Source organism: uncultured Roseicyclus sp., assembly GCF_937892565.1.
In the GTDB taxonomy this organism is placed as follows: Bacteria; Pseudomonadota; Alphaproteobacteria; order Rhodobacterales; family Rhodobacteraceae; genus Roseicyclus.
The window spans coordinates 60,016-71,697 of sequence record NZ_CALAHQ010000070.1 but is presented as its reverse complement, the minus strand read 5'-3'; the positions used below and the strand labels follow the sequence as shown (position 1 = coordinate 71,697).

General features: G+C 66.1%; 12 protein-coding genes. 5 read left to right on the top strand and 7 right to left on the bottom strand.

Annotated features, from left to right (window positions below; translation table 11 throughout):
* Positions 1–1,402, bottom strand: a 1,402-nt coding sequence (gene lepA, locus Q0094_RS10060) for a translation elongation factor 4 (RefSeq protein WP_297618679.1), incomplete at its 3' end; no start/stop codon positions are given.
* Positions 1,403–1,633: 231 nt separating this feature from the next.
* Here lepA and Q0094_RS10055 point away from each other — a divergent pair.
* Complete coding sequence (locus Q0094_RS10055) at positions 1,634–1,954, top strand: hypothetical protein (protein ID WP_297618675.1); 321 nt, start codon at positions 1,634–1,636, stop codon at positions 1,952–1,954.
* Positions 1,955–2,050: 96 nt separating this feature from the next.
* On the opposite strand, the gene Q0094_RS10050 is transcribed toward Q0094_RS10055, so the two are convergent.
* The 3 genes from Q0094_RS10050 to rpmB all read right to left on the bottom strand — a co-directional run bounded on the left by Q0094_RS10050 (position 2,051) and on the right by rpmB (position 3,400).
* The gene (locus tag Q0094_RS10050; protein ID WP_297618672.1) at positions 2,051–2,587 is read right to left on the bottom strand and encodes a copper chaperone PCu(A)C; all 537 of its coding nucleotides are present in this window, start codon (positions 2,585–2,587) and stop codon (positions 2,051–2,053) included.
* 48 nt (positions 2,588–2,635) lie between these two features.
* Positions 2,636–3,004 (bottom strand): hypothetical protein, encoded by a 369-nt coding sequence (locus Q0094_RS10045; protein ID WP_297618669.1) that lies wholly within the window; start codon positions 3,002–3,004, stop codon positions 2,636–2,638.
* Between the two features lie 105 nt (positions 3,005–3,109).
* Positions 3,110–3,400: a 50S ribosomal protein L28 gene (gene rpmB, locus Q0094_RS10040; protein ID WP_297618685.1), complete on the bottom strand. Its 291-nt coding sequence runs from the start codon at positions 3,398–3,400 to the stop codon at positions 3,110–3,112.
* Positions 3,401–3,589: 189 nt separating this feature from the next.
* On the opposite strand from rpmB, the gene Q0094_RS10035 reads away from it, so the two are divergent.
* The 4 genes from Q0094_RS10035 to Q0094_RS10020 all read left to right on the top strand — a co-directional run bounded on the left by Q0094_RS10035 (position 3,590) and on the right by Q0094_RS10020 (position 6,824).
* Complete coding sequence (locus Q0094_RS10035; RefSeq protein WP_297618666.1) at positions 3,590–4,243, top strand: DUF2161 domain-containing phosphodiesterase; 654 nt, start codon at positions 3,590–3,592, stop codon at positions 4,241–4,243.
* 157 nt (positions 4,244–4,400) lie between these two features.
* The gene (gene nrdR, locus Q0094_RS10030; RefSeq protein WP_297618663.1) at positions 4,401–4,871 is read left to right on the top strand and encodes a transcriptional regulator NrdR; all 471 of its coding nucleotides are present in this window, start codon (positions 4,401–4,403) and stop codon (positions 4,869–4,871) included.
* Between the two features lie 3 nt (positions 4,872–4,874).
* Positions 4,875–5,993, top strand: a complete 1,119-nt coding sequence (ribD, locus tag Q0094_RS10025; RefSeq protein ID WP_297618659.1) for a bifunctional diaminohydroxyphosphoribosylaminopyrimidine deaminase/5-amino-6-(5-phosphoribosylamino)uracil reductase RibD — start codon at positions 4,875–4,877, stop codon at positions 5,991–5,993.
* A gap of 72 nt (positions 5,994–6,065) precedes the next feature.
* Entirely contained in the window at positions 6,066–6,824 is a 759-nt protein-coding gene (locus tag Q0094_RS10020; protein WP_297618656.1) for a fumarylacetoacetate hydrolase family protein, read from the top strand.
* Between the two features lie 212 nt (positions 6,825–7,036).
* Here the strand turns inward: Q0094_RS10020 and Q0094_RS10015 are convergent, their stop codons facing one another.
* From Q0094_RS10015 to Q0094_RS10005, 3 genes are all read right to left on the bottom strand, one after another.
* Complete coding sequence (locus Q0094_RS10015) at positions 7,037–9,082, bottom strand: capsular polysaccharide biosynthesis protein (protein ID WP_297618653.1); 2,046 nt, start codon at positions 9,080–9,082, stop codon at positions 7,037–7,039.
* 7 nt (positions 9,083–9,089) lie between these two features.
* The gene (locus Q0094_RS10010) at positions 9,090–10,214 is read right to left on the bottom strand and encodes a polysaccharide biosynthesis/export family protein (protein WP_297618650.1); all 1,125 of its coding nucleotides are present in this window, start codon (positions 10,212–10,214) and stop codon (positions 9,090–9,092) included.
* Between the two features lie 96 nt (positions 10,215–10,310).
* Positions 10,311–11,600: a capsule biosynthesis protein CapA gene (locus Q0094_RS10005; RefSeq protein WP_297618647.1), complete on the bottom strand. Its 1,290-nt coding sequence runs from the start codon at positions 11,598–11,600 to the stop codon at positions 10,311–10,313.
* Positions 11,601–11,682 lie beyond the last annotated feature (82 nt).

Sequence of the window (11,682 nt, the reverse complement as noted above, 5' to 3'; positions counted from 1 at the left end):
AGCCCTTGGTCACCGATTTCAGCCGGTCGTAGAAATCGAACACCACCTCGTTCAGGGGCAGGTCATAGACCACCATCGCGCGGCTGCCCGCATAGGTCAGGTCAAGCTGTTCGCCCCGCCGGTCCTGACACAGCTTCAGCACATCGCCCAGATAGTCGTCGGGCACCAGGATCGTGGCCTTGATGCGGGGTTCCTCGATGTGGTCGACATAGGTCAGATCGGGCATGTCGGCGGGGTTGTGCAGTTCCACCAGCGTGCCGTCGCGCATGTGGACATGATAGATCACCGAAGGCGCGGTGGTGATCAGATCGATGTCATATTCGCGCTCCAGCCGGTCGCGAATCACCTCAAGGTGCAAAAGCCCCAGAAAGCCGCAGCGAAAGCCAAAGCCAAGCGCGGCCGAGGTTTCCATCTCATAGGTAAAGGACGCGTCGTTCAGGGCCAGCTTTTCGATGGCATCGCGCAGCGGTTCGAAATCATTGGTGTCGACCGGGAACAGCCCGCAAAACACCACCGGCACCGACGGTTTGAAACCCGGCAGGGCGGCGTCGCATTGTCTTTTCTCATGCGTGATCGTGTCGCCCACGCGGGTGTCGCGCACCAGCTTGATCTGTGCGGTCAGAAATCCGATCTCGCCCGGGCCCAGGGCGTCGATGTCTTGCATCGCGGGCTTGAACACCCCCAAGCGGTCGATCTGGTATGTGCCACCGGTGCGGATCATGCGGATGCGATCACCCTTCTTGATCACCCCGTCGATCACACGGATCAAGACAACAACGCCCAGATAGGCGTCGTAATAGCTGTCGATCAGCATCGCCTTGAGCGCCGCGTCGCGCTCGCCCCTTGGTGCTGGAAGCCGGCTGACGATGGCTTCCAGCACCTCCGGGATGCCAAGGCCGGATTTGGCCGAGATCGGGATCGCATCCGAGGCATCGATGCCGATCACATCCTCGATCTGTTCCTTGACGCGGTCGGGTTCGGCGGCGGGCAGGTCGATCTTGTTGAGCACCGGCACGATCTCATGGCCCGCGTCGATCGCCTGATAGACATTGGCCAGCGTCTGTGCCTCGACCCCCTGGCTGGCATCGACCACCAGAAGCGAGCCTTCGACCGCGCGCATCGACCGGCTGACCTCATAGGCGAAATCGACATGGCCGGGGGTGTCGATCAGGTTGAGAATATAGGTGTTTCCGTCGCGCGCCGGGTATTCGATGCGCACGGTGTTGGCCTTGATGGTGATGCCGCGCTCGCGCTCGATATCCATGCTGTCAAGGATCTGTTCTTGCATGTCGCGTTCGGCCACGGTGCCGGTCATCTGGATCAACCGGTCGGCCAGCGTGGATTTGCCATGGTCGATATGGGCGACGATGGAGAAGTTGCGGATGCGCGAAAGCTCGGTCATGGACGGCCTGCATGGGGATAGGGTCCAGCGGGAGATAGCGGAAGGGGCGCGGTGGGGAAAGGGGCCAAAGCCATAAGGGCCATCGCAGAATGCGCGGCATTCCGCGCCGAACCCGCCCGCGGCCCATCCCACAGCCGTCAGGAATTGAACCCGATCACATTTTCAGGCATGCATCGCCCAAGGCGGACACAGATCCGCCGCCCGAACGATCGTGATCATTGAGGCCTGCCGATGAAATCCAACCTTTTGTTGCCTGCATGTGTGCTTGCGCTGGGTGTTGCAGCGCTGTTTGTGGCTGTTCCTGCCCGGGCAAATCCCATCGAACGCGCCTGTCTGGAGTCCGCCCGCGCCTCGGGGGATCGGACGCTGTGTTCTTGCGTGGGCCAGGTGGCCCAGCGCACCCTGACCGGTAGCCAGATGCGTGAGGGGGCACGGTTCTTTACCGATCCCGAGCGCGCGCAAGACGTGCGCCAATCCGACCGCCGCCGCCACGAGGAGCTGTGGCGCGCGTGGCGCGACTTTGGCGAGGCCGCCGAAGCAACCTGCAGCTAACGCCGCGGTGACCCGGCCCGCGCCGGGATCATTGGCGCGGGCGAACCAGCGATCCGGCGCGCATCGCCCGCGCATGGCCGGCCAAGGGTCGGGCTGTCAGCCGCCCGAGCCTTGCGCGTGACCCTGATGGCCGTGGCTGCCGTGGCCGTGGTGGCCATTATCTTGCTGCATCGCGCCGCCGTCGCTGGGCATTCGTTCCAGATCGACGGGAACGCTCACGGTCAGCGGTTCGGCATGTTCGAATTCCAGCGTCAGTTCGATTGCATCGCCATGATTGAGCGGGCGTGTCAGCCCAAGAAACATGATGTGCAGCCCGCCGCGTTCCAACAGCACGGTTTGCCCGGCAGGCAAGGCGATGCCGTCATCGAGCTTGACCATGCGCATCACGCCCTCGGCGGTTTGCAGATGCGTGTGCAGTTCGATCCGGTCGGCGACATCGGACCGGACGGCCAGGATACGGTCATCGGTTCGGGTGGGATTTGTGACAGCCATGAAGGCCGCGCCGGAAACAGCCATGGCGCTGGCGGCGCGGGCATAGGCGTCATGGGCCTGCATCTGGGCATGGGCAAAGCCGGGCAAAAGCGCAAGCGCAGCGGCAAGGAAAAGCGGGTTCAAGGACAACTTCAAGGACATGGGTCCAGTCTCCGTCTGGTCTGAGGGCAAAAGGTCAGGCAAGCGCGCTCAGATCGCCAAGGGCGGTGCGCGTGCCTGACCGCCGGGCGCTGCGCGCGCGGGCGACCAGTCGAGATCTCTGGGGCGCAGGGCCACGCCCGCGATGGCTGGCAACGCGACCGGGCCAGGCTTTGCCGGCGGCAGGTCAAACGCCACCACCAGACAATCCAGACACAGCGCCTGTTCCAGCGTGACGGGTTGGCCATCTGCATCAAACAGCGGCAGCCCGTCATGGGCCAGAATCACCGATCCCGGAGCCGTGACCGAACAAAGCTGACGCTCGGCGGCCATCGCGCCCCGTGCCATGCCGGCAGACACACCCGTGGCGATCATCGCCAAGGCGGCCAGCGACAAGATCAGGGCGCGCAAGCTGTGCATGCGGGCGATATGCCGTGTGGCGCGGGTCGAGGGAACGCGACAAAAAGACAAACGCCCCGCAGGCCAAGCTGCGGGGCGCAATTCATTCCGTTCTCTCGAGCGGTCTCAGGCCTGTGCGGCTTGAGCCTTTTCGATCTCTTTCTTGATCTTGAGGGCCTTGTCGGACAGCTCCACATCCTTGGCCTTTGCCATGAAGGCATCCAGACCACCGCGGTGATCGACGGTGCGCAGCGCGGCATTCGAAATGCGCAGCTTGAAGGTGCGATCCAGAATGTCAGACCCCAGCGATACCTCGGAAAGGTTCGGCAAGAAACGCCGCTTGGTCTTGTTGTTGGCGTGGCTGACATTGTTGCCAACCATCGGGCCCTTGCCGGTCAGTTCGCAGACACGCGACATGATGTTGTCCTCAAGCTCGGAAATGGAAAGGGGCGTAGGCATGGCGCCACACCCGGAAATCTCGGGGGGGGATACGGGGCGTGCCCGGCGCTGTCAAGCCGGGAATCGGATCGGGCGGCTTGTTCCCGGGTCGCGCACCGGTCAGGGTGCAGCCAAAGCCAAGGCCAGAGCGCGCCGGGTAAGGGCAGAATGCAGGAAACCGATCTCTATCCGCCGATCAAGGCGTTTTTGGAAACCGCAGGCTACAGCGTCAAGGCCGAGATCGGCGCCGCCGATGTCGTGGCGCTGCGCGACGGTCATGAGCCTGTGATTGTCGAGCTGAAGACAGGCTTTTCCCTGGCCTTGTTCCATCAAGGCGTCGCGCGGCTGGCCATCAGCGATCAGGTCTATCTGGCGGTGCCCGCCGGGCAGGGACGGCGATTTCGCAAAGCGCTGGCCGACAACACGCAGCTGGCGCGGCGCCTGGGGCTGGGGGTGATGACGGTGCGCCTGTCGACCGGCCTGGTCGAGGTTCTGTGCGATCCCGGCCCCTTTGCCCCGCGCAAATCCGCAGCCAAGCGGCGCGCGCTCATGGCCGAATTCGCCCGCAGGCGCGGCGATCCGAATCTGGGCGGGGTGCAGGGCCAGCGCGTCACGGCCTATCGGCAGGATGCGTTGCTGTGCGCGCGGCATCTGGCGGCGGCGGGGGCCTGTCGGGGCGCTTGGGTGAAATCGGCAACCGGCGTGGTGCGCGCCACCACCTTGATGCGCGACAACCACTACGGGTGGTTCGCGCGGTTGGGTGGCGGGGTCTATGATCTGACCGATGCAGGCCGCGTCGCGGTGGCCGCACAGCCCGGCTGAGGCGTCAAACCCCACATGCTGTGTTGGTGAAATGCCATCTACCCAACCCCTGCGGGCTGGCCTATAGTGGCTGTGGATAAATGGGTCCACGACCCTATGGACAAGACCGGGACAGGCGCATCGCGCCGCCCGAGGGACAAAAAAGGGGGGGAGGCAGATGCGCTGCCCGTTTTGCGGTAATGTCGATACCCAGGTGAAGGATTCGCGCCCGGCCGAAGATCATGTCGCGATCCGCCGTCGCCGGTTCTGCCCGGCCTGTGGCGGGCGGTTCACCACCTATGAGCGGGTCCAGTTGCGCGATCTGGTTGTGGTCAAATCCTCGGGCCGCCGCGAAGATTTCGACCGCGACAAGCTGGAACGTTCGGTGCGCATCTCGATGCAGAAACGCCCGATCGAGCCCGAACGCATCGACCAGATGGTGTCGGGCATCGTGCGCCGCCTCGAAAGCCTTGGCGAGACCGACATCTCGTCCAAACAGATCGGCGAGATCGTGATGGAGCGGCTGTCGGCCATCGACACGGTCGCCTATGTGCGCTTTGCCAGTGTCTACAAGAATTTCCAGGCGACCGATGATTTCGAGGATTTTCTGGCCGAACTGGCACCGCCTGCATCCAAGACCGACGGCTGAGCGATGGGGTCGGGCGACGACGCCCGCTGGATGCGGCTGGCGCTGGGCTTGGGCGCGCGCGGTCTGGGGCGGGTCTGGCCCAACCCGGCCGTTGGCTGCGTGATCACGCGGAACGGTCGCGTGCTTGGGCGCGGCTGGACCCAAGCGGGGGGGCGCCCACATGCCGAAACCATGGCCCTGGCGCAAGCAGGGCCACAGGCACGCGGCGCCACCGCCTATGTCAGTCTGGAACCGTGCAGCCACCACGGCAAGACCCCGCCCTGCGCCGATGCGCTGATCGCGGCCGGGGTGGCGCGTGTCGTTGTGGCGCTCTGCGATCCCGATCCGCGCGTGTCGGGGCGCGGGTTGGCCGCGCTGCGCGCCGCAGGGATCGAGGTGACCGAGGATGTCTGTGCCCCCGAGGCGCGGCGCGCGCATCGCGGTTTTCTGACCCGCGTGACACAGGGCCGCCCGATGCTGACGCTGAAGCTTGCCACATCGGCCGATGGGCGCATCGCCACGGCGACCGGCGAAAGCCAATGGATCACGGGCCCCTCCGCGCGGGCCGCCGTGCATGGGATGCGCGCCTGCCACGATGCGGTCATGGTGGGTGCGGGCACCGCGCGCGCCGATGACCCAAGCCTGACGGTGCGGGGCTTGGGCATTACCCATCAGCCTGTGCGCATCGTTTTGTCACGACGACTGGACCTGCCTTTGGACAGCCGCTTGCACCAAAGCGCGCGGGCAGTGCCCGTCTGGCTCTGCCATGGCCCCGATGCGCCCGCCGCCGCGCGCGCGGCATGGGACACGGCGGGCGCGCAGCGGATCGAAGTGGCCACGGGGCCGGGCGGGCAGCTTGATCTGGGCGCGGTGATGGCGGCTTTGGGGGCTTCGGGTCTGACGCGCATCTTTTGCGAAGGCGGCGGCGCGCTGGCCGCGGGGCTGTTGTCGGCCGATCTGGTGGATGATCTGGCGGTGATCACCGCGGGCATCGTGCTGGGCGCCGAAGGCACGCCCGCCATCGGCGCCATGGGCATCGCAGCCCTGCCCGAGGCGCCGCGCTTTGCCTTGCACGACACCCATCGGCTGGGATCCGATGTCTTGAGCCTTTGGGGCCGCGATCCGACCGGCGACACGCCCTGAACGATCTTGCACCACGGGCGACCAGACGACACACAGCGCCAAACGCCATGCATGCCAAAGGGGGGCAATCCCATGAAATGGGCCAGAGCAACGACACCAGCGGGTGAGGCGATCATCGGCGTCATCGTGCAAGACAGCCTTGAGCCGCGCGCAGGCCTGGGCTCGGCCACGGTGACAGGCGCGCCTGTGCCGCTGTCACAGATCACCCTGCTGCCGCCGGTCGTACCCGGCAAATTCATCGGGCTTTGGAACAATTTCAAGGCCGCCGCCGAAAAGGGTGGCCATGCCCACCCGACCCATCCGCTTTACTTCCTCAAGCCCGACAGCGCGCTGGCGGGGCCGGGGGCCACCGTCACCATCCCCGAGGCGGCGGGGCGCGTCGTGTTCGAGGGCGAATTGGGCATCGTCATCGGCCAGACCTGCAAGGCCATCCCCCCCGAGGCGGCACAAGCCGCGATCCTTGGCTACACTTGCGTCAATGATTTCACATCGCTGGGCGTGCTCTTTGCCGATCCGTCCTTCCCGCAATGGACACGCGCCAAGGGCTTTGACGGCTTTGGCGCCATCGGCCCGGTGATCGCCACGGGGCTCGATTGGCGTGATCTGACGGTTCAGGTTCTGGTCAACGGGCGCGAGCGGCAATCCTACGAGGCCTCCGACATGATCTTGTCGCCGCCCCAGATCGTGAGCCTGTTGTCCCACGACATGACGCTCAACCCCGGCGACATCATCGCCTGCGGCACCTCGCTGGGTGCCGCCCCGGTGAAACCCGGGATGACGGTCGAGGTGGTGATCCCCGGCATCGGGTCGCTGTCGGTGGTGATGGGGTAGGGGGGGCGTGCCGTGGCGCCCCCTCTTCCCGGCGTCTGCTCTGCGGGATGGAGGAGAGGTTTGGACCCGTTGGTGAACGATCTGCTTACAAGAAGGAAGCGGTGATATATGAGCTTTGGCTATTGCAGATTGTGGCCACAGCCTATGAGTCTGCTCTGGCCTTCACCCCGCCGTGCGCGGCAGAGCGCGGGCATGATGGCTGGATCCCCCTCTCATCCCCGCCAGATCCAGCTTTGCCCTGCGAACCACCCTTGCAGCTTGGCCAGCGCCCTCAGCCCCGGACGCCCGCGCAGCCCCACGCCATCGGCCAGACGATCCAGCGCGACCTCGGGCGGGCAGGGCAGGCCGGTCAGGGGATCGTGGTAGCGCGGATAGGCGATCAGCGCCGCGTGGGCCAGCGCGGCAAGGCTGGGGCGCGCGCGGCGATGGGCGGGGCGCGGTCCCAGATCCTGGGTCAGCCCCCAGCCCGCGTAGAACGGCGCGCCAAGGCAGGTGACCGGCACGCCGCGCAACAGCGCCTCGAACCCCATCCCCGAGGTCATCGTCACCACCCCGTCAACCCGCGCCAATAGCGCCGCCGGATCGCCGCGTTCCAGCACCGCATCGGCACAGGCCGCCAGCACATCGGCGGCCACCGCCCCGCCCCGCAGCCCCGCCACCACGTCGGGATGGGGTTTGTACAAGATCACCGCCTCGGGCATCAGCGCGCGGGCGCGCTGCAACAGCCCCGCATTGGTGCGCACCTCGCCCGCGCCCAGCTTGATCGAGGCGTCATCCTCCACCTGCCCCGGCACAAGGATCAGGGGCCGCCCCCCTGTCAGGGGCAGCGTGGTCTCACCGCCGGGCATGTATTTCGTCAGCCCCAGCGCCACCAGCCGCGCCACCAGCGCCTGGGCGCGGGCAAGCTCTTTGGCGTCCATCCCGGCGGCCTGCGCGATCAGACGGTCGAGGCGGCTTTCGCGGGTCGGGTCATAGTAGATGCCCAGATCATCAAGGACAAGCGACAGGGGGGGCACCAGTTCCGCCCCAAGACCGCGCGACCGCAAGAACCCGTCCTCCAGCCGCTGAAGCGGGCGCTTCGCCGCCGCGCAGGCCGCGACAAGCGCGGGCGTTTCGCGCCCGGCCCAGACCATCACGGGCCGCCCATCGCCGGCGGCCCGGGCGGGATCATCGGTAAAGCGCATCGGGCCGAAGAATTGCGTCAGATGGCGGCGCTTCCAGGCGCGCATGCCCACCGCGACATGCCCTGCACGATCCGCCCGCCATGCGCGCGCCTCGGCCTCAAGCGCGCCGATCGCATCCTCGATCTGGCCCAGACGGTCGCGATAAGGGTCATACCATGTGGGGTAAAGGATCAGCGCCGCCGCTGCCAGTTGGGCGCGGGACAGACCGCGCTGGCGGCGCGCGGGCGTCGGGCGTCGGTCTTCGCTCAGGCCCCATCCGGCGTAGAAGGGCACGCCGAAGAGCACCGGGCGATGGCCCGCGAGGATCGCCTCGAACCCCAGAAGCGAGGTCACGCAATAGACCGCGCGCGCCCCGCCAAAAAGGCGCTGGGGCGATATCGGGCGCTCCTCCAGCATCACGCCCGGCGGCAGGGTCTCGGGGTCGAAATGGCCGGGGCGATGGCCGGCGCGGGTTTCGGGATGGGTCTTGATCACAATGGGCCGGCCGGGGTGATCGTTTCGGGCCTGTGTCAGCATGTCGGCAAAGCTGTCGGCGCTGGCCCCGCCCAGCGCGATCGCGGCATCGCCGCGCGTCTGGTCGATCACGAGGACGTAATCGCGCGCGGGTGGATCAAGCCCTGGGTCGGTCGCGGCGTATTTGGTCAGATGCGCGGCGGCGATGCGGGCCATGACAGCGCGCGCCCGGTCCAGAAGCGCCGGGTCGTCGAGCGGGTGGGTCGCCAGCAGGATTTCCAGATCGGATGGCGCCCCGGCGTCGAAATGGATCCCGCGCCGGTCGATGATCAGACCAAGCGGCGGCCCACCCGATCGGCCGGGGTGCAGCCCGCGCAGGAATGCGTCTTCGACCCGGATCAGATGCGCGCCGCTGCGCTTGGCAATCGCGGTGCCCCGCGCGGCATGGGGCGAATGGCCCCAGACCAGCACGTCATCCCCGCGCCCCGGCCAGCCCAGCCGCAGATCATGGCCCGCCAGCGTCAAGATGCGCCGCACCCGGCCTTGCGTCAGAAATCCCGCGGTAAAGACATGGCCCCGCTTGCGTTGCGCAGCCGCCGAGGCATCGTCTGGCGCGCCCATTTTGGGGTCACTGGACAGCGTTGCTGACCGTTCCGGCGGCACCCAGCGTTCCGGTCAGCGCCCGGATGGCGTTGTTCCATTGGGTGATCGGGGCAGCGGTGACATAGACCGTATCGCCATCGCGAATGACGAAATCGCGCGCTTCGAACATGCCCATCGGCGCGGTCAGATCCAGCACATAGATCAGCCGCTGCGGCCCGATCAGATCGGCCCGCCCCACCACGGCGCGTGCGACGGTTTCGGCTTCGTCGCGCAGCACGAAAACACCCGTGGGATCGGCAAAGTTGGGGTTCAAGCCGCCAACCGAGGCGATCGCCTCGATGGCCGAGATCGCCTGTGCGTCAAAGGGCACCAGACTTTGGCTGCCCGTGGCACCCAGCGCGGTGAAGCTGCGCCCATCGGCTTCGACCAGGATCCGGTCGCCCCCGCGCAAGGCGATGTCGAGCGCAGGATCGCGAAACAGGTCCTGAAACCAGATCGTGCCGCGATGGGGGCCGCGCACCAATGTCACCTGCGCGGTTTCGGCGTCGACCGTCACCCCGCCGGCGGCCGCCAGCATCGCCGACAAGGTCCGGGTAGGCCGCTGGATCGGATAGACGCCCTGAGCGCCCACGCTGCCCGTTATGGTCACGGTTGACCCGTCGCCCGCGCTGCGCCGCACCACGACCTGTGGATCAGGGGTCTGTTCATCCAGATTGCGGGTGATCACCTCGCGCAGCGCATCGGGCGTATTGCCAGCCGCCTGAACGCGACCCGCATAGGGGATGAAGATGAAGCCCGATCCATCGACCTGAACCTCGTCGATCACGGCGGCAGCGGCACCTTGGCCGGCCAACAGGCCATCGGTGACGTTTTCATAGATGGTCAGCGAAATGGTGTCGCCCGGACGGATCACATCGGTGTCCGCGATCGCGGCATTGACCAGCGCGGCGGGAAAACCCAGCGCCGGAACTTGGGCGGTGGCCGCCGTCACGCGCTGGTCGACCTCGACCACAAAGGCATTGCCATCGCGCTCAACCGCGCCCGAGAACAATTCGTTGCGCGTGGGACCCGTGCGGGGCAACAGGCTGCAAGCCGTCACCATGCCCAAGATAGCGCAAAGCGCGGCCAAGCGCGCGATGCGGGATGCCATGGATGTCACCGCGTGGCTCCTTGTTGTCTGATCCTGCCTCGGACTATCTTTTTTCCAGTATGATAGCGATTTTGCGCCGCTGTGACCAGTGCTCGTTTATCGCACCAGCCGCAGGTGTTGCCGCGGTGCCGGTCTGCCCTTGCGCAAGGCCTGATAGGGATCGTCGGGCGCCAGCATCAAATCCACGATCTGACGCAGCAGTTGCCGCCGTCCCCGCGCGGAATAGAAGCTGCCGGTGATCTGCGAGGTTTCCAGCAGGAATTGTCGGTAAACCCGATAGGCGCGGCTGTCGGGGCGCAGGGGCTTTTGAAAAAATGCCTCTATCGGCTGGCTCGAGACGAATTCCGGCTTGAGATAGACCGCCTGCCCGAAGGCCTTGAGCGGCAGACCGCGCCAGAGCGCTTGCTGGGCGGCCGTGGAATTGACCGTCACCGCCGAGACCGCATCACTCAACAGCCGCGCCAGCTTGCCGCCGCGCACGAAATGCACCCGCCCGGCCACGTCATGCTCGGCGGCGATCTTGCGGATGTTGCGGCGCAGCGGCGTGCGCCCGTCCTCCAGCGGATGGGCCTTGAAGACCAGATGGTGATGTGCCGGCGCGCCCGCCGCAAAGCCCCCGATCACCACGCGCAGAAAATCCTCCATGCGGCCAAAGGGCCCGTGATCGCGAAAGCTGGCGTCATGTTCCAGTTGCAACAACACCAGATGATAGGGAAAACTGCCCGACTTGATCCGTCGTGTGGCCAGCGCCCGATCCAGCCAATGCAGCGGCATCAGTGCCAGCCGCTGCAGATAGAGCCGGAATTCCTGCGCCACGCTCAACGCGCGGTGGGGGCGGAAATGGCCATAGCTGCGGTTTCGCAAAAAGACGTAGTGATGATAGAGCGCCCCGTAAAAGACATGCTGGCGCATGTCGCCCCAAGTTGCCGGGGCATCGGGCAGATCAAGATCAAGCCCGTCGAGTGCGGCGCGCATGTCGGCCACCCCAAGATCCATGATCGGCGAATTCCCATTGGCCCCGCCGCGCTCATAGGTCACCCAATAGGGGCGCAGATAGCCCTCTTCGAACACATGCACGGTGATGGCGCATGCCCGCGCGGCCGCGATCGCCGTGGCATGGATAGGGCGCGTGTCACCATAAAGCACCAGATCGCTGACACCCTTTTGCTTCAGCAGGGCCGCCACGCGGTCGGCCCAGCGATCGACAGGATCGCGAAACGCGATATAGCTTTCGCGGTCGGGCCAGAAGACCTCATCGCCCTTGTTGAAGCCCACCCGCCAAACGCTTGCGCCAGCGGCCTCTAGCATGCGCCCCAGCTGGCCAAAGAACGGGCCATGGGGGCCTTGCAAAAACAGAAAGACGCGGTGGGCGTTGTCGCAAGCCATGGCCAGACCTTTTACCAAACTAAAGCGCAAAAAATGCGATTTCGATAAAAATTGCAAGCTGGCGCGGCGGTCGTCATGGCCA